This is a genomic window from Pseudomonas sp. SK3(2021) (assembly GCF_016772375.1).
Taxonomy (GTDB): Bacteria; Pseudomonadota; Gammaproteobacteria; order Pseudomonadales; family Pseudomonadaceae; genus Aquipseudomonas; species Aquipseudomonas chlororaphis_I.
On record NZ_CP061943.1, the window covers coordinates 4,184,653 to 4,205,133 of the forward strand.

Genomic DNA, 20,481 nt, shown 5'->3' on the forward strand with positions numbered 1-20,481 from the left:
GTACCGGGATGACGCGGACGTGGGCAGCATCTATCTGATTCGACATGGCCAGGCCTCCTTCGGTGCGGACGACTACGACGTCCTGTCGACCACGGGTGTTCGCCAGGCCGAAGTGCTCGGTCAACACCTGGTCGAGCTGGGGGTGAACTTCGACCGCTGCCTGGCTGGCGACCTGCGCCGCCAGCAACACACCGCCAATTCCACCTTGCAACAGTTCAGCGCCGCGGGCCTGCCCACGCCGATCCTGGAAACCGATTCGGCGTTCAATGAATTCGATGCCGACGCGGTGATCCGCGCCTTGCTGCCCGATATGTTGTCCGAGGAGCCCGACGCCCTGGACATCCTGCGCAATGCCGCGCAAAACCGCGCCGAATTCCAAAGAATCTTCGCCCTGATCATCGACCGCTGGCTGGCCGGTACCTACGATCCACCGGGGCTGGAAAGCTGGCTGGGCTTCGTCGAGCGGGTGCAGGCCGGCCTGCAGCGGATTCTGGAACAGGCCGACAACACCCAGAAAATCGCCGTGTTCACCTCCGGCGGCACCATCACCGCCCTGCTCCACCTGATTACCCGGATGCCTGCCGCCCAGGCCTTCGAACTGAATTGGCAAATCGTCAATACCTCGCTCAACCAGCTGAAGTTTCGCGGTCGCGAGGTCGCCCTGGCTTCCTTCAACAGTCATGCCCACCTGCAGCTGCTGAAGGCCCCGGAACTCATCACTTTCCGCTGAGTCCGGATCACTGTGACCCTTGCTGTAACAACCCATAAAAGGACCGAACCATGACCTCCGTAGACGACGCCGTACAAGCCATGAAAGCCAAGTTCAACCCAGCTGCCGCTGCCGGCCTGGACCTGGTTTTCGGTTTTCGCATCGATGACACCAAGAACTTCTCGCTGATCGTCAAAGACAGCACCTGCGAGCTCAAGGAAGGCGAGAACCCGGACGCCCAGGTCACGCTGGTAATGGACGGCGAAACCCTGCAAGGCATCGTCAGCGGCGAAACCGACGGCATGCAGGCCTTCATGGGCGGCAAGCTGCGCGCCGAAGGCGACATGATGCTGGCAATGAAGCTGAGCGAACTGTTCCCGGCCTGAAGCCAGCGCTTCCCCTGGGAAGCTTTTGTTTACCCACGAATCCCGCCTCCTGGCGGGATTCGTCGTTTCAGCAGTACCGCTCCAGTTCATCGAAGACCTGCAACAAGGCTGAATCTATTTTTAAGTAATTAAAAAACTCATCAAAACCAACTAACGAACATATGTAATCCGGCGCATTTCCGCGCCACACGACGCACTTGATTGATCTCGGTCAGCAGAACACCCAAAGCTCCTCTCTACTCTTGCGCCTCCATCGGCCAGGGACGGCTTTTCGGAACGGCCGGCCCCCCCGCTTCACCTTCAAGGAAGAGTCGCTATGCAATCGCTGAAGATCATTCTGCTGTCCACCGCCTTCAACGGTCTTACCCAGCGCGCCTGGCTGGACCTGCGCCAGTCCGGCCATCGCCCCAGCGTGGTGCTGTTCACCCATGAAGACGAAGTCTGCCAGCAGATCGAACAGGCCGACGCCGACCTGGTGATCTGTCCCTTCCTCAAGGACCGGGTGCCCGAGCAACTGTGGCGCCATCCGACACGCCCGGTGATCATCATCCACCCGGGCATCGTCGGCGACCGCGGCGCCAGCGCCCTGGACTGGGCCATCAGCAACAACCTCGAGCGCTGGGGCGTCACCGCCCTGCAGGCGGTGGAAGAAATGGACGCCGGGCCGGTCTGGTCCACCTGGGAATTCAAGATGCCGGCGCAGGTGCGCAAGTCCGAGCTGTACAACGGGCCGGTGGCCGACGCGGCGATCCATTGCATCCGCGATGTGGTGGAAAAGTTCGGCAGCGACTTCGTCCCGGTGCCCCTGGACTACAGCCAGCCGCAGGTACGGGGCCGCCTGCAGCCGAACATGAAACAGGACGACCGCAGCTTCAGCTGGCACGACAGCGCCCACTTCATCAAGCGTTGCATCGACGCCGCCGACGGCCAGCCCGGAGTCCTGGCCAGCCTCGCCGGCGGGCAGTACTACCTGTATGACGCGCACCTGGATAACCGCAGTGGCATCCCCGGCGAACTGCTGGCGGTGCACGACGATGCGGTGCTGGTGGCCTGCGGCGACCGCAGCCTGTGGATCGGCTCGCTCAAGCGCAAGGCCCGGCCGGGCACCGAATACTTCAAGCTGCCGGCCCGCCATGTGCTGGCCGGCCAGCTGGACGGCGTGCCTCATCTGGACTGGTCGGTCGCCAGCGAGCCGTTCAGCGACGAAGCCTACCAGCCGATCCGCTACCGCGAGTCGGGCCACGTCGGCGAACTGACCTTCGAGTTCTACAACGGCGCCATGAGCACCGAACACTGCCGGCGCCTGGTCAGCGCGCTGCAATGGGCCAAGGCCCGGGACACCAAAGTACTGCTGTTCAGGGGCGGGCGTGGCGCGTTCTGCAACGGCGTGCACCTCAATGTGATCCAGGCCGCGCCGGTACCGGGCCTGGAGGCCTGGAACAACATCCAGGCCATCGACGACGTCTGCAAGGAGCTGCTCAGCGCCCGCCAGCTGGTGGTCAGCGGCCTGACCGGCAATGCCGGGGCCGGCGGCCTGATGCTGGCGCTGGCGGCCGATGTGGTGCTGGCCCGGGCCAATACCGTCTACAACCCGCACTACAAGAGCATGGGCCTGTACGGCTCGGAATACTGGACCTACAGCCTGCCCCGTGCCGTCGGCCACGCCATGGCGCACAAGCTCACCGAGCAATGCCTGCCGATCAACGCCTTCCAGGCCCTGCAGATGGGCATGGTCCAGGAAATCGGCCCACGCTGCCCCGACGAATTCGGCCTGTGGCTGCTGCAACGGGCCAACGCCGTGCTGACCGAACCGAAATACCAGGCCCTGCGCGAACGCAAGGCCAACGCCGACCCGCAACTGATGCAGCACTGTCGCAACACCGAGCTGGAACAGATGCACCTGGACATGGTGCAGAACCGCCACGGCTTCGCCGAGAAATGCGCCAGCTTCGTCTACAAGCGCAAGACCTGCTGCACCCCGCAGCGGTTGATCGAGGATTGGGCCGTGCCGCAGCCAGAGACCTTGAGCGCCTGACCGGCCGATCGTGGTAGCCGCTGGATCAGCCTGGGGGCGGGCGTGCAGCGGCGGTAAAACAGCCACCGCGTATTGCACAAGAACGCGCTGCCACAGCCCGGGCAGCGCCCCTCCCCCGTTGCCGCTAAGGCTGCAACAACAACGCCACCAGCGCCGTCCAGCCGGTCTGGTGGCTGGCCCCCAGGCCGCGGCCGGTGTCGCCGTGGAAGTACTCATGGAACAGCAGCAGATCCCGGTCCCGGGGATCGGCCTGCAACTGCGCATAAGCGCACATCGATGGGCGCCGCCCGTCCTCGTCGCGCAGGAACAGGCGGGTCAGGCGCTGGCTCAGGCTGTCGGCGACCTCCTCCAGGGACGCCAGGTAGCCGGAACCGCTGGGGTACTCCACCGAGAAGTTGTCGGCGTAGTAGCGATGAAACTCGCGCAACGATTCGATCAGCATGTAGTTGAGCGGCATCCACAGCGGCCCGCGCCAGTTGGAGTTGCCGCCGTACAGCCGTGAATCGGAATCGGCCGGCGCGTAACGGGCGCATAGCTGATGACCGTCGACCTGCAGGGCAAAGGGGTGTTCGGCGAAGCCCCTGGACAGCGAACGGATACCGAAGTCGGAGAGAAACTCGGCCTCGTCGAGCATGCGCTTGAGCAGGTCCTTGGTGCGCTCGCCACGCAACAGCGCGAGCAACAGGCGATTGCCCTGCCCCGGTTCGTTCCAGCGCGACACCAGCCGGGCCAGGTCCGGCCGATGGTGCATGAACCCCAGCAAACGCTCGCGCAGTCCCGGCAGGCATTCGTGTTCGTGCTGTTCCAGCACCTGCACGGCGAACAACGGCATCAGGCCGACGATGGAGCGCAGGCGTAGCGGTTCGTTGCCACCGTCCGGGCGGTGCAGCACGTCGTAGAAGAACCGGTCCTGCTCGTCCCACAGCCCTGCGTCGCCGTCGTCCAGCCGGTTGATGGCCCCGGCGATGTACAGGAAGTGCTCGAAGAACTTCACCGCGATATCCACATACACCGGGTTGCGCCTGGCCAGCTCCAGGGCGATGCGCATGAGGTCCAGGGCATAGGCCGCGACCCAGGCGGTGCCGTCGGCCTGGTCCAGGGTATAGCCCGGCGGCAAGGGCGCCGAGCGATCGAACAGCGCGATGTTGTCGAGGCCGAGGAAACCACCCTGGAACAGGTTGCGCCCTTCGGCGTCCTTGCGGTTGACCCACCAGGAGAAGTTCAGCAGCAGCTTGTGGAAGATCCGCTCGAGAAAGTCCATGTCGCCCTGGCCGGTCAGGGCTTTTTCCCGCTGGTACACCCGCCAGCTGGCCCAGGCGTGCACCGGCGGGTTGGCGTCGTCGAAGCGCCATTCGTAGGCCGGCAACTGCCCATTGGGATGCATGAAGCGGTCCTTGACCAGGAGCAACAGCTGGTGCTTGGCGAAGCCCGGATCGATCAAGGCCAGGGCCACCGCCTGGAAGCCCAGGTCCCACGAAGCGTACCAGGGGTATTCCCAGGTGTCGGGCATGGCCACGATGTCGAAGTTCGCCAGGTGCCGCCAATGGTTGTTGCGCAGATGGGCGTGGGGCGCTGGCGGCGGGGGCTGGCCAGGGTCGCCGTCGAGCCAGCGGTTGACGTCGAAATCGTAGAGTTGCTTGGACCACAGCAGCCCGGCCAGGGCCTGGCGCTGGACATTACGCGCGTCGGCATCGGCGATGTCCTGTTGCAGCGCGGCGTAGAACTCATCGGCTTCGGCCCGCCGCTGTTCGAACAGGCGCCTGGCGCTGACCTGGGCCGAGCCGGCCGGGGCGAAACGCAGATACAGGCTTTTGCTCTCCAGCCCGGCCAGCTCCAGGGTGAAGTGGGCGGCAGCACGGGTTCCGCCGTCGCGGGCGATGGCGCTGGCGGATCCTCCCAGCAGGTAGTCGTTGATCCCGTCCTTGAACGGGCCGGGCGTGGCGAGGCCATCGAGCTTCGGGAAGTTGGTTTCGTTGTTGCAGAACAGCCACTCGCAAGGCTCCGGCCCCCAGGCCGTGACCTGCATCGGCGAACAGCGCGGATGCCGGGCCAGCAGTTGCTCACCCTCCAGGCGCAGGCTTGGTTTGCGCGAGTCGCCGCCCCAGCTCCAGGTATTGCGCGCCCAGACCTGGGGCAAGACCCGCAGGCGCGCCGGCTGCTGGAAGCGGTTGTGTACCGTGACCCGCATGAAGATGTCGTCGACCGCGTGCTTGGCGTATTCCACCGTCACGTCGAAGTAGCGATCGTCCTCGAACACCCCGGTGTCGAGGATCTCGTACTCGGTATCGTCCAGGCCGCGCCGGGCGTTCTCCCGCAGCAGGTCTTCATAGGGAAAGGCTGCCTGCGGGTATTTGTAGAGCATGCGCATATAGGCATGGCTGGGCACGCCATCGAGGTAGAAATACAACTCCTTGACGTCTTCGCCGTGATTGCCCTCGGCGTTATTCAGGCCGAACAGGCGCTCCTTGAGAATGCTGTCGCGCTCGTTCCACAGGGCCAGCCCCAGGCACCAGTGCTGGGCCTTGTCGGAGAACCCCGCCAGCCCGTCCTCGCCCCAGCGGTAGGCACGGCTGCGGGCATGCTCGTGGGGCAAGTAGGCCCAGGCGTCGCCATCGGCGCTGTAGTCCTCGCGCACCGTGCCCCACTGCCGCTCGCTCAGGTACGGCCCCCACTCGCGCCAGGGTTCGCCCGCCGGGCCATTGAGGCGCTGGCCTTCGACCGTTTCGAGGATGCTTGCCGCCGTTGCTGCCGTCATGGGGGTGTCCGTGAGCCATGGAGGTGAAAGCCAGTGTAGGGGCTGGTGGCGCCGGCGGCCCATGACAAATGTTTCATGGTGCGAGGCGCCAATCGCGACCCATTGCCGCACAAGGCCCGTAATAGAGCCTTCGACTTAAATTTCCGGGGAGGCGTTCGTTATACTCGGCAACCCTCTTGTGCAAACGCGATAGCCACGATGTTCAGCGACAACACCCTCCTGGCGAGCCTTGTGCTCTGTGTATTGGCCCTGCCGGCACAGGCCGAAGGCCTGGACCTGAGCTACCCGATGCCCGCCTTGACAGAGGCAACGGCCGCCCCGGCGGCGGAGCCGGAACCCAGCAAGTTCCCCCTGGAGTTCAAGGCGCCGATCACCCTGGAGCATTCCTGCAGCGGCCCCCAGTGCAATTACGAAACCGACCCGGGCCAGCGCCATGAGCCGGAAACGCTGAACCGCTGGTCAGTCGGGTTCGACTGAGCCGCTGCTTTCAGCGACGCCTATAAGGCTCCCGTCGCCCAAGTCCTCCCACAGGCAGAAGCTTGGCTAGGCTATAACCATGCCCCGCAAATGCCTGGGAGGTCCGATGAACCGCACGATCCTGAGCCCTCTGGGCCTGGTCCTGGCCCTGTTGGCCGGCTGCGCCAGCCCGCCCGAAGTCATCGACAAGGAACCGGCGGCCATCGCCGAAGGCGTGCTGGCCTTTCGCGATATCTGCCTGAAATCCGCGCCCTCCTTCGCCGGGGCCGACAGCGCGGCCAAGGCCTATGGCATCGCCAGGCTGGACGACGCCGGGTATGCGCGGATGGGGCTCAGGCCGGACCACGGCCTTGGGGTCCAGGTGCAGAAAAGCAAGCAATGCTCGGTGACCACGCCGTCGCAGCGGGACAAGACCCTGGCCGCGCAATTTCTCAAGATAGCCGAGCAGTTCTCCAGCACCCCGGTGGCGCAGCACCTGCCGGCGAAAATCACCCTCGACCAGCAGACCTTCCTGCTGATGCACGACCGGCGCGGCGGCGAGGCCTATGTGATGTTGAAGCAACCCTGAAGCGCAGCGCCTTCATCCAGGCGGCAGGTGCGTGTAACACACCGGCGAACTCCCCTCGCCCTGTCGGTCCAGCTCGTCCTCCAGCCACTCGGCCAACACCCGGGCATTGTTGTGCACCTCATCGTGAGCCGAGTACACCAGGGTCAGCCGGCCCTTTTGCGCGCGTTCCAGCAACGCCCACCACTGCTCGGGGCGGGCCGTCAGTTCCTGGCGGTAACGGCTGCGGAAGCTGGCGAAATCCAGCTCGCCGGACTTGAAGGCGCGACGCAATCCGGTGGACGGCGCCAGGTCTTTCAACCACTTGTCCAGCGGCAACTGCTCCTTGCGGCAATTGCGCGGCCACAGCCGGTCCACCAGTACCCGATAACCGTCGTCGGGGCTCGCCGGTTCGTAGGCGCGTTTGCACAGAATCATGGGGGCCTCCCCTCTATGGCTGCATGGCCTGCCATCAGCTTAGTGGCTGGACAAGACCCGGCACAGGACGAAGACCAGTGCCTCGCCACCACTCCTCCGGGTTCTGATTACGACCCTCCCGCATCGAAAACGACACCTCGTCCCCAGGATGATTGACGCATCGCGCCCCGCCCTATTAAGTACTATTTATCCGCATTAATACGATCAATCGAAACCATGCTCAAACGACCTGTTCGCCGCAAACGCCAGAAGCTTTCCGACGTCATTGTCGAGTCGGTCAAGCGCTCCATCGTCATCAATGCCCTGCGTCCCGGCGATCGCTTGCCGACCGAGCGCGAGCTGATGGAAAGCTTCCAGTGCTCCAAGGGCTCGGCCCGCGAAGCGCTCAAGGCGCTGGAGGTCGAAGGGCTGGTCAACACCCGCACCGGCCCCAGCGGCGGCGCCTACCTGAACCAGGCCGGCACCGAGCCGGCGAGCCGCGCCCTGCGCAATTACCTGCACTTCCAGCACATGGACGGCGAGCAGGTGTACCAGCTGCGCAAGGTCATCGAAGTGGAACTGGCGGTGTCGGTGATTGGCCGCCTGAGCGCCGACGACTACGAGGCCCTGCAGGCCAATATCGACTTCTGCAGCGCCCCGGAAGACAGCGAAGCCGGCCAGCGCGAACAGCGCATCGCCGAGCTGGAATTCCACAACCTGCTGGGCCGCGCCTGCCCCAACCCGCTGCTGAGTTTCATGGCGCAGTTCCTTAACGACCTGCTGCGCGACCTGGTGGTGCTGAAGAAGGCCTACAAGCCCAAGCGCAAGCAGTTCGACGCCGCCAACCTCGACTACCACAAGCGCCTGTTGCTGGCCTTCAAAGCCGAGGACGAAGCCGCGGTACGCCAGCTGATGCACGAACACATGTGCGACGCCGAACACCATATGAGCGCCCTCGAGGGCGAGGTCACCCAACACTTCCTGCTGGAGTTCGACCACCACCACTGATAACCGCCGTACCCGCCACACGCCGCTTCGCCAATAACAAAGCCTGAACACAGGCTGCTGCGCCGTTTTGCCATTGCCACTCCTGCCAATAACTAAACCAGGGAGTTACCCCATGCAGCGTCGTACGTTGTTGAAAGCCAGTCTGACCGTTGCCGGAGCCCTCAGCCTTCCGCTGGGGGTGCGCAACGCCTTTGCCGCCGAACCCTTTACCTTCTACGGGCTCAAGTCGATGTCCGGGGCCTTCGCCAGCTACGGCAAGTTCGCCGACATGGGCTCGCGCCTGGCGGTGGAACAGTACCCGACCCTGCTCGGCCGACCGCTGAACTACAAGGTGATCGACACCGAAGGCAACGCCGGCAAGGCGGTGCGCAAGGTCCAGGAGGCGATTGCCCAGGATGGCGCGCGATTCTTCCAGGGCTGCACCCTGTCGTCTTCGGCGCTGGCGGTGGCCAAGGAAGTGGGCAAGGTCAACGGCGTGTTCATGACCCCGGTGGGCGCCGACGAGGTCACCGGCAAGGACTGCAATGCCTCGACCTTCCGCTGGTCGGTGCCGACCTACGGCGCCATTCGCGAAACCATGGTGCCGCTGATCAAGCGCCTGCCCGAGGCCAAGCGCTGGTACACCATCACCCCGCAATACGTGTTCGGCGAAGCACTGCTGGCCGGCGCCAGACAGGTGTGCGCCGAACATGGCATCGAGCACGTCGGCAACAGCTATCACTCGTTGCAGGAGCAGGAATTCTCCGGCTACCTGACCAATGCCATCGCCGCCCAGCCCGACGTGCTGGTGCTGCTCAACTTCGGCAGCCAGTCCTCCAACGCCCTGCGCCAGGCGGTGAACTTCGGCATCAAGGAACGCATGAAAGTGCTGCTGGTGTGGTCCGCCGGGCTCGACCAGTTCCAGGAACTGGGCAGCGACGTGCTCGAAGGCGTCTACCTCGGCGCGCAGTACTGGCACCAGGTCGATACCCCGCTCAACCGCGAGCTGGTCAAGCTGACCCAGGCCAAGTACGGCATCAACCCCACCTACCCGCTGGCCGCCGACTACATCGGCACCAAAATCATGCTCGACGCCATAGTCGCTACCGGCAGTTTCGACGGCGCGACCGTGGCCAAGGCCATGCAAGGCCTGACGTACCAAGGGCCGACCGGCGAGGAAAGCATCCGCGCCGGCGACCACCAGGTGATCAAGGATTACTACCTGCTGCTGGGCAAGGCCACGGCCAGCATGCGCGATAAGGACGACCTGGCCGAAGTGCTCAGCTCCGGGCGTTCGTTCCCGGATGTCAGCGCCACCGGCTGCCACCTGGCCTGACCCCGACCGACCTTTTCATCGCTGGCTAGAGGCAGCGGGCCGCCCGACGACAGTCGCCGGCCCCCTGCCGAGGGTACCCGCATGCTCAACCTTTACCTGTTCCAGATCCTCAACGGCCTCGGCCTGGGAATGATCTACTTCCTGATCGCGGTGGGCCTGACGATCATTTTCGGCCTGCTGAACTTCGTCAATTTCGCCCACGGCGCGTTCTTCCTGCTCGGGGCCTACATCTGCTACACCGCCGTCAGCCTCACCGGCAGCTTCTGGCTGGCGCTGCTGGTCGCGCCGCTGGTGGTCGCGGCCCTGGCCTGGGCCATCGAGCGATTATTGATCCAGCGCATCTACCACCTGCCCCACACCTTCCAGATCCTGGTGACCCTGGGCATCGCGCTGATCATCCAGGAAGCCAGCGTGCTGATCTGGGGGCCCGTCGGCAAAAGCGTCGCGGTACCGGAACTGCTGCGCGGCGTGCTGATCGTCGGCGACTTCGTCTACCCCTACTACCGCCTGTTCCTCATTGTCTTCTCGGCCCTGGTCGGGCTGGCGCTGTGGCTGCTGCTGGAGCGCACGCGCTTCGGCGCCCTGGTGCGCGCCGGCAGCGAAAGCACCGAGACCGTGTCGCTGCTGGGCACCAACATCTTCCGCCTGTTCTCCATGACCTTCGCCCTCGGCGTGGCCCTGGCCGGGATCGCCGGAGTGCTGTTCGCCCCATTGCGTGGCGCCCAGCCCTTTGTCGGCCCGGAAATCCTCGGGGTGGCCTTCGTGGTGGTGGTGATCGGCGGCATGGGTTCATTCAGCGGCGCCCTGGTAGGCGGCCTGCTGGTGGGCGTGGTGCAGAGCCTGATGACCACCCTCTGGCCGCAAGGCGCCAGCCTGATGATCTACGGCGCCATGGCGGCGGTGATTCTGGTCCGTCCCTACGGCCTGTTCGGGAGAGCATGAACATGAGCGAGAAAAATCCCCTGCCGTTCGCCAAGACCCAGTCGCGCGCCCTGCCGTGGCTGGTGGTCGCGGTACTGATCGGCCTGCCGCTGGTGCTGCCGTCGGCGACCCTGGCCACCGAGATCCTGATCTTCGCCCTCGCGGCGCTGGCCTGTAACCTGCTGCTGGGCTACACCGGCCTGTTGTCGTTCGGCCAGGGCATCTTCTTCGGCGGTGGGGCCTACTGCGCCGCGCTGCTGATGATCCACCTGCAACTGGGCCTGTTCGGCGCCCTGTTCGGCGCGGCCCTGGTGGGCGCGCTGCTGGCGTTGCTGGTGGGCGCCCTGGCGATCCGGCGCACCGGCATCTACTTCGTGATGCTGACCCTGGCCTTCAGCCAGATGGCCTACTTCATCGCCTACACCCTGAGCGACTGGACCGGCGGCGACAACGGCCTGCTCAGCGTGCCGCGCCCGCAGATCCGCATCGGCGACACCGTGCTGCTGTCGCTGAGCGACGCGCGCTACTTCTACGCCTTCGTCGCGGTGCTGTTCCTGCTGATCTTCATCGGCGCCCGGCGGGTGATCGCCTCGCCGTTCGGCAGCACGCTGATGGCGATCCGCGAGAACGAAACCCGCGCCGCCGCCATCGGCTACGACACCCGGCACTTCAAGATCCTGGTGTTCATGCTGTCCGGCGCGGTCACCGGGATCGCCGGGGCGCTGTACGCCATGCTCCTGCATTTCGTGCCGCTGTCGAGCATCGACCTGGCGATGTCGGAAAACATTCTGATCATGACCATCGTCGGCGGCACCGGCTCGCTGTTCGGCTCCCTGCTGGGCGCCGGTTCCATCGTGCTGCTCGGCGAGTTCCTCTCCGAGCTCTGGCCGCGCTGGCTGATGCTGCTGGGGATCATCCTGATCCTGGTGGTGATCTTCATGCGCGGTGGTTTGTGGGGCGGCTTGTCGAGCCTGTTCGAACGCATCCTGAAGCCACGCAAGACGGCCCTGCCGACCGAGGAGAAACTGTCATGAACAGCCCCGCGCAGTACCTGCTGCAAACCCAGGACCTGGAGCTGGCCTATGGCGCCTTCCATGCGGTCAACGGCGTCAACCTGAAGGTCGAGGCCGGCACCATCCACACCATCATCGGCCCCAATGGCGCCGGCAAGACCAGCCTGTTCCACTGCCTGACCGGCGAACGCCAGGCCAGCGCCGGGGCGATCCTGTTCAACGGCAAGAACATCATCAAGAAACCCGCTCACGGCCGGGTCGGCCTGGGCATGGCCCGGTCGTTCCAGTTGACCAGCCTGTTCCAGAACCTCAGCGTGCGGGAAAACCTGCGCCTGGCCGCCCAGGGTCGCGATGGCCTGGCGGCGCTGAACTTCTGGCGCCATGTCGACAGCCGCCGCGAGCACCTGGAGATGGCCGACCAGGTGCTTGAACGCCTGCAACTGACGGCCCGCGCCGACACCCTCGCCGGCGAGCTGTCCCACGGCCAGCAGCGGGTGCTGGAGGTCGGCATGTCGATCTGTTCCAGGCCAAAACTGCTGATGCTCGACGAGCCGACCTCGGGCATGGGCATCGACGACATCCCGATCATGACCCAGCTGATCAGCGACCTGGGCCGCGATCACACGGTGCTGTTGATCGAACACAACATGAGCATCGTCATGTCCATCAGCCAACGCATCACCGTCATGAGCCACGGCCAGATCCTGGTCGAGGGCACCCCGCAATTCGTCCGCGCCGACGAGCGCGTGCGCAGCGCCTACCTGGGAGAAGCCGCCTGATGCTGACCGTCGAGAATATCCACTCCTACTACGACAAGAGCCACGTCCTCGAAGGCGTCTCGCTGCAGGTCAACGCTGGCGAACTGGTGACCCTGCTGGGGCGCAACGGCGCGGGCAAGACCACGACCCTGCGCAGCATCCTCGGGATCATCTGCCCGCGCCAGGGGCAGATCCGCTTCAACGGCCAGGAGCTGGTGGGCCGGAAGATCTTCGAGATCGCTCGCCAGGGCCTGGCGCTGGTGCCGGAACACCGCGGTATCTTCCGCTTGCTCAGCGTCGAGGAAAACCTGCGCATCGCCCAGCGCAAGAGCAGCCGCTGGCAGCTGGAAGACGTCTACGGCATGTTCCCGCGCCTCAAGGAACGCCGTAAAAACGCCGGCCATGCGCTGTCCGGCGGCGAGCAGCAGATGCTCGCCATCGCCCGCGCCCTGCTCAACGATCCCAGGCTGCTGATCCTCGACGAACCCACCGAGGGCCTGGCCCCGGTGATCGTCGACGAGCTGGTGAAGATCCTGCGCAGGATCAAGGACGACGGCCTGCCGGTGCTGCTGGTGGAACAGAACCTGATGGTCTGCGACACGCTCGCCGACCGCCATTACGTCCTCGAACAGGGTCGCGTGGTCTACCAAGGCAGCGCCGCCGACTTCCGCGCCGACCCGAGCATCAAGAACCGCTACCTGGCCCTGAGCGCCTGAGGGGAGAGCTGAAATGAACAGTCCGATTGTGTCCGTACCCCCGTTGCAAGACAGCGCCCTGCTGGTCAACCGCGAACGCCTCTGGCAATCGCTGATGGACCTCGCACAACTGGGCGCCACCGCCAAGGGCGGCGTGTGCCGCCTGGCCCTGACCGACCTCGACCGCCAGGCCCGCGATCTGTTCGTGCGCTGGTGCGAAGAGGCCGGTTGCAGTGTCAGCATCGACGGCATCGGCAATATCTTCGCCCGCCGCGCCGGGCGTAATCCGCAGTTGCCGCCGGTGATGACCGGCAGCCATATCGACACCCAGCCCACTGGCGGCAAGTTCGACGGCTGCTACGGGGTGATGGCCGGGCTGGAGGTGATCCGCACCCTCAACGACCTCGGTCTGCAAACTGAAGCGCCGATCGAGGTGGTGGTCTGGACCAACGAAGAAGGTTCGCGCTTCCCACCCTGCATGATGGGCTCCGGGGTGTTCGCCGGAAAGTTCGACCTCGAGGACACCCTGCGCAAGCAGGACGAACAGGGGCTGTCGGTGGGCAGCGAGTTGCAGCGCATCGGTTATGCCGGCTCGCGGGCGGTGCCCGGCCATCCGGTGGGCGCGTATTTCGAGGCGCACATCGAACAGGGCCCGGTGCTGGAAGACCGCCAGACCACCATAGGCGTAGTCATGGGCTGCCTCGGCCAGAAGTGGTTCGACCTGACCCTGACCGGGGTCGAAGCCCATGCCGGGCCGACGCCGATGCACCTGCGCAAGGATGCCCTGGTGGGCGCCGCCCAGGTGATCAGCGCGGTCAACCGCATCGCCCACGAGCAACAGCCCCATGCCTGCGGCACCGTCGGCTGCCTGAGCCTGCACCCGGGCTCGCGCAACGTGATTCCCGGCCAGGTGCAGATGACCCTCGACCTGCGCCACCTGCATGCCGACCAGCTGCAGGCCATGGTCGACGAGGTGCGCCAGGTGATCGAAGACACCTGCCGGCAGCACGGCCTGGGCTTCGAGCTGACCCCCACCGCCGACTTCCCGCCGCTGGACTTCGACCCCGGCTGCGTCGCCGCCGTGCGCCAGGGCGCCGCACAACTGGGCCTGAGCCATATGGACATCGTCAGCGGCGCCGGGCACGACGCAATCTTCATCGCCGAACTGGGCCCGGCCGGGATGATCTTCGTGCCCTGCGAAGGCGGCATCAGCCACAACGAAATCGAAAACGCCGCGCCCCAGGACCTGGCCGACGGTTGTGCGGTGTTGCTGCGGGCCATGGTCAACGCGGCGCAACAAACAGGAGCAGCGGCATGACCCGACACAGCGAAATCGCCGAGATGAGCGGTGTCGAACTGCTCGCCCATTACCGCGACAAGCGCCTGTCGCCGGTGGAAGTGACCGAGGACGCCCTGGCGCGTATCGAGCGCTTCAACCCGCAGGTCAACGCCTACTGCCATGTCGACCGGCAAGGTGCGCTGGACGCGGCTCGGGCCTCCGAGCGGCGCTGGCTCAAGGGCCAACCCTGCGGTGCGCTGGACGGCGTGCCGGCCTCGATCAAGGACCTGACCCTGACCCGTGGCATGCCCACGCGCAAGGGTTCGAAAACCACCTCCGCCAGCGGCCCCTGGGAGGTCGATGCGCCCTTTCCGGCCTTTATGCGCAACGCCGGCGCGGTGCTGCTGGGCAAGACCACCACCCCGGAATTCGGTTGGAAAGGCGTGACCGACAACCCGCTGTATGGCATCACCCGCAACCCCTGGGACACCCGCACCACCGCTGGCGGCTCCTCCGGTGGCGCGGCCGCCGCGGCGTCGCTGAACCTCGGCGTGCTGCACCAGGGCAGCGATGCCGGAGGTTCGATCCGCATTCCCTGCGCCTTCACCGGCACCTTCGGGATCAAGCCGACCTTCGGTTATGTACCGCAGTGGCCGGCCAGCGCCATGACCCTTCTCTCGCACCTGGGGCCGATGACCCGCACCGTCGACGATGCGGTGCTGATGCTGCAAACCGTCGCCCGGCCGGATGCCCGCGATGGCCTCGCCGGGGCTCCACGCAGCACGCCCTGGCTACCGGAGCGCAGCGACCTTGAAGGCCTGCGTATCGCCTACAGCCCCGATTTCGGTTACGTGAAGGTGCAGCCACAGGTGGCGCGAGTAGTGGCCAGGGCGGTGGAGCGCCTGGCGCAATTGGGCGCCCACGTCGAGCAGGTCGACCCGGGGTTCAGCGACCCGCTGGAGCTGTTCAATACCCTGTGGTTCGCCGGCGCCGCGCGGCTGGCCGGGCAACTGAGCCAGGAGCAACGCCAGCAGCTCGACCCAGGCCTGCTGCGCATTGCCCGGCAGGGCGAAGGCATCAGCCTCGATGAGTACACCCTGGCCCTGGAGGCCCGCGCGGCGCTGGTGGCGCACATGGCCGGGTTCCACAGTCGCTACGACCTGCTGGTCTCGCCCATGCTGCCGCTCACCGCCTTCGCCGCCGGGCACAACGTGCCGCCGGGTTCCGGCCTGGGCGAGTGGATGGAGTGGACGCCCTTCAGCTACCCCTTCAACCTGACCCAGCAACCGGCCGCGTCGGTGCCGTGCGGCTTCGCCGAGGACGGCTTGCCGGTGGGCCTGCATGTGGTGGGCGCGCGGTTTGCCGATGATCAGGTGCTGCGGTTATGCCGGGCTTATGAGCAGGCGTTCCCGAGCCCGCATCCGCAGGCACCGCGGATCAAGGACTGACAACGCTGATGGGGGGCATCGCTATCGATGCCCTTTTGGGCTAGCGCTCGATGCCTTGGAGCCGCTGCCCAACCTTGAAGGCTCGGCAGCGGCCAGGGGATCAAAGGCTTACTTCGCCGCCCGCACCTGGGCGATCAACTGGTCCGCCACCGCGAACAGGCCTTTGGCGCCGTCGTTGGTCATGCCAAAGCGGTATTTGCCGTCCACCACCAGCGAGGGTACGCCGGTGGCCTGGTAGGCCGCGGTGCGTTTTTTCGCGTCCATCACCTTGGCCTGCACGGCGAAGGAGTTGTAGGTGGCGAGGAACTTCTGCGGGTCGATGCCCTGGCCTTCAAGCAGTTCGGCCATGGCCTCGGGGGTTTTCAGGCGGTTGCCGCCGCGGATCGCCTCGAATACCGCGTGGTGCGCTTCGGGCTTGGCGCCCAGGGTCGCCAGGGTCAGGTACAGCTGGCCGTAGACATCCCAGATCCCGCCGAACATGGCCGGCAGCTTGACGAAGTTCACGTCTTCGGGAAGCTGGGCCGCCCAGGGGTTGATCGAGGCTTCGAGGTTGTAGCAGTGGCCGCAGCCGTAGGAAAACAGTTCCACCACTTCGATCTTGCCGGGCACGACCTGCGGCACGGCATCCTTGAGTTCCACGTACTGGCTGGCATCCACCGCCGCCATGGCGGCCTGCCCGGCCAAGCCAAAGAGGCAACTGGCTGCCAGGGCAATGTTCAGAATCGAGTGACGCATGCAATCTCCAATGGGTTGGCGCCTCTGAGTCAGCACGGCTGCTCATCAAGCGGGCCCCGAAGGATACAGGCGCCGTCCGCGATGCCAATCAGCCCCGCCTTACTCTTTTGTTGGTTTTTTGTCATCGATGCCCGGACAGCTCCGTCTGCCCCGCGAACCGGGCGGCCAGATCGATGATTTCCCCACGCAGCCAGCGATGCCCCGGAACCCGCTCCTGCTGGCGGTGCCAGATCAGGCTGACCTGCACCGGCGGCGCCACCAGCGGCAGCTCGGCGATACGAATCGGCATCAGCGCGCAGAAGTGCTCCGCCAGGCGCCGCGGCACCGTGCCCAGCAAGTCCGACTGGGCGACGATCAAGGGGATGCTCAGGTAATGCGGGACGAACAGCTGCACATGGCGCTGGACCTTGGCCGAACCCAGGACGATTTCCAGCGGCGAGCCGCGCCCGCCCCGGTCCGGAATCGCCACGTGCCGGCTCTGTTCATAAGCCTTCAGGTTCAGCTGCGGGGCGAAGGCCGGGTGGTCGATACGGCCGATCACCACCAGTTGTTCTTCCAGCAGCGGCTGGTAGCAGAGGTCGGGGTCATCGAAGTACAGGTAGTCCACCGCCAGGTCGAGCATCCCGGTGGTCAGCCAGGCCGGCAGGGAGTCGGCGGCGTCGCTGCGCACCGCCAGGCGAACCTTGGGCGCGGCGCTTTGCAGGCGCCGCGACAGTGCCGGCAACAGGCGCGCCTGGGCGTAGTCGTTCATCGACAGGGTGAAGGTCTGGTCGGACGCCGCCGGGTCGAACTCGCTGCTCGGGTCCAGGCCTTCCTGCAACAGGCGCAACGCCTGGCGCACCGAGCCGTGCAGCACATGGGCCCGGGGCGTCGGCTGCATGCCCCGGGCGGTGCGGATGAACAGCGGCTCGTCGAGCTGGCTGCGCAGGCGCGCCAGGGCGTTGCTCACGGCCGGCTGGCTGAGGTTCAGGCGCACCGCCGCGCGGGACAGGTTCTGCTCCTGCATCAGTGCGTCGAACACCAGCAACAGGTTGAGATCCAGGTGCCGCAAATTCAGCTTCATGAATAATGCCCATTCCGAATATCCATTAGCTGGATAATTCGAGCAGGACTAATCTCCTGTCAATAAGAACAACAAAACCCACAGGAGAACGGCCTTGAGGCAAACCACCCTGGCATTTCGCGAGCGTTACCGCGCCGCGGTTCATCCGCGCTACAACCCGTGGCTGCACGGCGGTTTCGTTCTGGCCTACGGCATGGCGTGCATCGCCCTGCTGTGGAGCACCCTGCACCAGGTGCAGCCGCTGGAGTGGCTGGCGGTGCCGGTGGCGCTGCTGTTCTTCAACCTGTGCATCTATGTCGTGCACCGCTGGCTGGGCCACCACAAGCAGGCCTTCGCGCGGATGTTCTACGCCCGCCACAGCGGCGATCACCACAGCTTCTTCGTGCCCGGGTACATGACCTACGACGGTCCCCGGGACTGGCGGGTGATCCTGTTCCCGGCCTGGCTGATCGTGGTCCACAGCCTGCTGTTCGCCCTGCCCCTGTGGTGGCTGCTGAAGTCCTGGAATGCCAATGTCGCGGCGCTGTTCGCCAGCTGCACCCTGATCGGTTACCTGGCCTACGAAGTGTTCCATGCCTGCGAACACCTGCCAGCCGGGCATCCGCTGGCGCGGCTGCCGTGGATCCGCCAGATGCGCCGCCTGCATGAGTTGCATCACCGTCGCGAGCTGATGCAGGAGCGCAATTTCAACATTGTCCTGCCACTGATGGATTACCTGTTCGGCACCCTGTACTGGGAGCCGGAACCCGCCACCTCCTCGCTATCGACAAGGTCCTCGTCCATGACGCGCATGCAGCATCAGATCGATATTCCCCGTAACCCGGTGGCCCTGCTCGACTACGCCAGCGCCTCCAGCCGCTGGCCGGAGTGGCACCCGTCTTCGCTGCAGGTCCAGGGTCCGGCCGGGGCCCTGCCCGCCGGGGCATGCTTCGAGGAAGACATCCACGCTGGCGGGCGCAGCGGGCACCTGAGCTGGCGGGTCGACGAGTACCTGCCGGGGCAGCGCTGGCGTGCTGCGGCCAAGGGCGATCATGGCCTGCAATTGGTGGTGACCTACGAGTGCCAGGCACTGGACGCCCAGCACACGCGGTTTATCCGCACCCTGGAATACCGCTTCGACGGCCTGCTGATGCGCCTGGGCAACCGCCTGTTATTCAGAAGGCGGATAGAACGGGAGTCCGCCGACTCCCTGCTAGCCTTATGCGAAATGGCGCAACGGGCAATTCCCCTGGGCGCCGGGGTCACACCGCAGCGTGTGACCTGAACCCATCCCCCAGGAGCCGTCATCGATGAAGCCAGTCGCCCCCCGTCGGATCAAGTTTCGCCATCTGCTGCTGGTCGTGATCATCGCCATCGGCGCCTTTCTGCTGCTGATGCCGACCAAGGTCCAGCCACTGGCCTGGACGCCGCCGCCAGCGCCTTCGCTGAAGAGCGGCCTGTACGCCGAGAACCAGAAGCTCAAGGACCTGCAGGCGGTGGGCGCGCTGGACATCGACGGGCCGGAAGCCCTGCTGCTGGAGGACGGTTCGCTGATCAGCGGCCTGCATGACGGTCGAGTGATACGCACCGCCCTGGACGGCAGCACCCTGCAGGTACTGGCCAACACCGGCGGACGCCCCCTGGGCCTGGCCCGCCATCCGGATGGTCGGCTGATCATCGCCGACGCGGTCAAGGGCCTGCTGGCGCTGGACGCCAAGGGCCGGTTGAGCACCCTCACCCGCTCCGCCAACGGCCTGCCCTTCGGCTTTACCGACGACGTGGCGGTGGACGCCGCCGGGCGTTATGCCTACTTCAGCGACGCCACCAGCCGCTGGGGCTACGGCCAGGATGGCGAGGCGGTGATCGAGCACGGCGGCGACGGTCGCCTGCTGCGCTATGACTTCCAGACCGGCCAGACCGAACAGTTGCTCGATGGCCTGGAGTTCGCCAACGGCATCGCCCTCGGCCCCCAGCAAGCCTATGTGCTGGTCAACGAAACCGGCGCCTACCGGATCAGCCGCTACTGGCTCAGCGGCGCCAAGGCCGGCACCCACGACCTGTTCATCGACAACCTGCCAGGGCTGCCGGACAACCTCAGTTTCAATGGCCAGGGGCGTTTCTGGGTGGCGCTCTACGCCCCGCGCAACGTCCTGCTCGACGGCACCGCGCCCTACCCGCAGGTGCGCAAGATGATCGTGCGCGCCATGACCCTGCTGCCCAAGCCGGTGGAAAAACGCGGCTTCGTCCTGGGCCTGGATACCCAGGGCCGGGTCATCGCCAACCTGCAGGACGCCAGCGCCGGCAACTATGCACCCATCACCACGGTGCGCGAATACGGCGACGCCCTGTACTTCGGCTCGCTCAAGGCCAGCCATATGGCGCGCCTGCCACTGAGCGTCGCCCTGTCGAAAGCGCCCTGACGCCGTCGTGGTCAGCCCTGGGCGCGTCTCGTCCATGGGCTTAGCAACAGGGAAATAAATACGCAGACGGCAGGAAGGGAAGCTACAGCGTAGAACCTGGCGAGACGCCCGAAGCCTCGGGACACCTCGCTCAGGACAGGGTCGGGGTCAGAAGCGCGCGGTCAGCTTCTCAGAGATCTCATCCTTGATCAGCAGCCGCTTTTCCTTGAGCCGTTTCAACTCCTCGTCAGCGGCCGCCGCGGCCTCCGCTTTGAGCACCTGATCATCAATGCTGGAGTATTTATCGAACAAGGCATTCAGGTGCGGGTCATTGGCCCGACGCTGTTGAATGTCTTCTTTGCTGTAGCTCAGGTCCTGGTACAGGTCATGGGGCACCGGCATGAAACACCTCCGTTTGTTGATCGGTGGCAAGCCCATTTACACGCGCTTGCCAGTTACCAGAATGACCTCGACCACCGCTGTCTGTCGACCGTCAATAGGACCACAGCAGTGACCGTTCGTCGCCTTCGGCGGCACTGCCCGCG

The 20,481-nt window shown here is 65.5% G+C and carries 20 protein-coding genes; 15 read left to right on the forward strand and 5 right to left on the reverse strand.

Features of this window, described 5'->3' with window-relative positions:
• Window positions 1-19: 19 nt before the first annotated feature.
• The 3 genes from IF690_RS18280 (at window position 20) to IF690_RS18290 (ending at window position 3,130) form a co-directional block, all read left to right on the forward strand.
• Entirely contained in the window at window positions 20-730 is a 711-nt protein-coding gene (locus IF690_RS18280) for a histidine phosphatase family protein (protein ID WP_023964610.1), read from the forward strand.
• 50 nt (window positions 731-780) lie between these two features.
• Window positions 781-1,095, forward strand: coding sequence for an SCP2 sterol-binding domain-containing protein (locus IF690_RS18285; protein ID WP_023964609.1), 315 nt, complete (start codon window positions 781-783; stop codon window positions 1,093-1,095).
• A gap of 316 nt (window positions 1,096-1,411) precedes the next feature.
• A complete protein-coding gene (locus tag IF690_RS18290) occupies window positions 1,412-3,130 on the forward strand; it encodes a hydrogenase maturation protein (RefSeq protein ID WP_202696810.1) in 1,719 nt (572 codons plus the stop codon).
• Between the two features lie 124 nt (window positions 3,131-3,254).
• On the opposite strand, the gene IF690_RS18295 is transcribed toward IF690_RS18290, so the two are convergent.
• Complete coding sequence (locus IF690_RS18295; protein ID WP_202696811.1) at window positions 3,255-5,885, reverse strand: MGH1-like glycoside hydrolase domain-containing protein; 2,631 nt, start codon at window positions 5,883-5,885, stop codon at window positions 3,255-3,257.
• A 198-nt stretch (window positions 5,886-6,083) separates the two neighbouring features.
• On the opposite strand from IF690_RS18295, the gene IF690_RS18300 reads away from it, so the two are divergent.
• Together IF690_RS18300 and IF690_RS18305 are read left to right on the forward strand one after the other, a co-directional pair.
• On the forward strand, window positions 6,084-6,362 hold the full coding sequence (locus tag IF690_RS18300; RefSeq protein ID WP_202696812.1) for a hypothetical protein: 279 nt from the start codon (window positions 6,084-6,086) through the stop codon (window positions 6,360-6,362).
• A 106-nt stretch (window positions 6,363-6,468) separates the two neighbouring features.
• On the forward strand, window positions 6,469-6,930 hold the full coding sequence (locus IF690_RS18305) for a hypothetical protein (RefSeq protein ID WP_202696813.1): 462 nt from the start codon (window positions 6,469-6,471) through the stop codon (window positions 6,928-6,930).
• Window positions 6,931-6,942: 12 nt separating this feature from the next.
• Here IF690_RS18305 and IF690_RS18310 read toward each other — a convergent pair whose 3' ends face one another.
• Window positions 6,943-7,344: a DUF488 domain-containing protein gene (locus IF690_RS18310; protein ID WP_202696814.1), complete on the reverse strand. Its 402-nt coding sequence runs from the start codon at window positions 7,342-7,344 to the stop codon at window positions 6,943-6,945.
• Window positions 7,345-7,560: 216 nt separating this feature from the next.
• Here IF690_RS18310 and IF690_RS18315 point away from each other — a divergent pair, with 216 nt between their 5' ends.
• From IF690_RS18315 to IF690_RS18350, 8 genes are all read left to right on the forward strand, one after another.
• The gene (locus tag IF690_RS18315; protein ID WP_202696815.1) at window positions 7,561-8,331 is read left to right on the forward strand and encodes a FadR/GntR family transcriptional regulator; all 771 of its coding nucleotides are present in this window, start codon (window positions 7,561-7,563) and stop codon (window positions 8,329-8,331) included.
• A 112-nt stretch (window positions 8,332-8,443) separates the two neighbouring features.
• Window positions 8,444-9,646, forward strand: a complete 1,203-nt coding sequence (locus IF690_RS18320; protein ID WP_202696816.1) for an ABC transporter substrate-binding protein — start codon at window positions 8,444-8,446, stop codon at window positions 9,644-9,646.
• 81 nt (window positions 9,647-9,727) lie between these two features.
• A complete protein-coding gene (locus IF690_RS18325; protein ID WP_009044477.1) occupies window positions 9,728-10,588 on the forward strand; it encodes a branched-chain amino acid ABC transporter permease in 861 nt (286 codons plus the stop codon).
• A gap of 2 nt (window positions 10,589-10,590) precedes the next feature.
• Window positions 10,591-11,601: a branched-chain amino acid ABC transporter permease gene (locus tag IF690_RS18330; protein ID WP_202696817.1), complete on the forward strand. Its 1,011-nt coding sequence runs from the start codon at window positions 10,591-10,593 to the stop codon at window positions 11,599-11,601.
• Window positions 11,598-12,359: an ABC transporter ATP-binding protein gene (locus IF690_RS18335; protein ID WP_202696818.1), complete on the forward strand. Its 762-nt coding sequence runs from the start codon at window positions 11,598-11,600 to the stop codon at window positions 12,357-12,359. The genes IF690_RS18330 and IF690_RS18335 overlap by 4 nt, the downstream gene beginning before the upstream one ends.
• Window positions 12,359-13,054 (forward strand): ABC transporter ATP-binding protein, encoded by a 696-nt coding sequence (locus IF690_RS18340; RefSeq protein ID WP_202696819.1) that lies wholly within the window; start codon window positions 12,359-12,361, stop codon window positions 13,052-13,054. Before IF690_RS18335 ends, IF690_RS18340 begins: the two co-directional genes overlap by 1 nt.
• A gap of 13 nt (window positions 13,055-13,067) precedes the next feature.
• On the forward strand, window positions 13,068-14,351 hold the full coding sequence (locus IF690_RS18345) for a Zn-dependent hydrolase (protein ID WP_202696820.1): 1,284 nt from the start codon (window positions 13,068-13,070) through the stop codon (window positions 14,349-14,351).
• The gene (locus IF690_RS18350) at window positions 14,348-15,760 is read left to right on the forward strand and encodes an amidase (RefSeq protein WP_202696821.1); all 1,413 of its coding nucleotides are present in this window, start codon (window positions 14,348-14,350) and stop codon (window positions 15,758-15,760) included. Before IF690_RS18345 ends, IF690_RS18350 begins: the two co-directional genes overlap by 4 nt.
• 108 nt (window positions 15,761-15,868) lie before the next feature.
• Here the strand turns inward: IF690_RS18350 and IF690_RS18355 are convergent, their stop codons facing one another.
• The gene (locus IF690_RS18355; protein WP_202696822.1) at window positions 15,869-16,495 is read right to left on the reverse strand and encodes a thiol:disulfide interchange protein DsbA/DsbL; all 627 of its coding nucleotides are present in this window, start codon (window positions 16,493-16,495) and stop codon (window positions 15,869-15,871) included.
• Between the two features lie 121 nt (window positions 16,496-16,616).
• On the reverse strand, window positions 16,617-17,558 hold the full coding sequence (gene bsrA, locus IF690_RS18360; protein ID WP_202696823.1) for a LysR family transcriptional regulator BsrA: 942 nt from the start codon (window positions 17,556-17,558) through the stop codon (window positions 16,617-16,619).
• 94 nt (window positions 17,559-17,652) lie between these two features.
• Between bsrA and IF690_RS18365 the strand changes: the two genes are divergently transcribed.
• A complete protein-coding gene (locus tag IF690_RS18365; protein ID WP_202696824.1) occupies window positions 17,653-18,822 on the forward strand; it encodes an SRPBCC family protein in 1,170 nt (389 codons plus the stop codon).
• Window positions 18,823-18,847: 25 nt separating this feature from the next.
• On the forward strand, window positions 18,848-19,957 hold the full coding sequence (locus tag IF690_RS18370) for an SMP-30/gluconolactonase/LRE family protein (protein WP_202696825.1): 1,110 nt from the start codon (window positions 18,848-18,850) through the stop codon (window positions 19,955-19,957).
• Between the two features lie 147 nt (window positions 19,958-20,104).
• On the opposite strand, the gene IF690_RS18375 is transcribed toward IF690_RS18370, so the two are convergent.
• Window positions 20,105-20,338: a DUF465 domain-containing protein gene (locus IF690_RS18375; protein ID WP_009044487.1), complete on the reverse strand. Its 234-nt coding sequence runs from the start codon at window positions 20,336-20,338 to the stop codon at window positions 20,105-20,107.
• Window positions 20,339-20,481 lie beyond the last annotated feature (143 nt).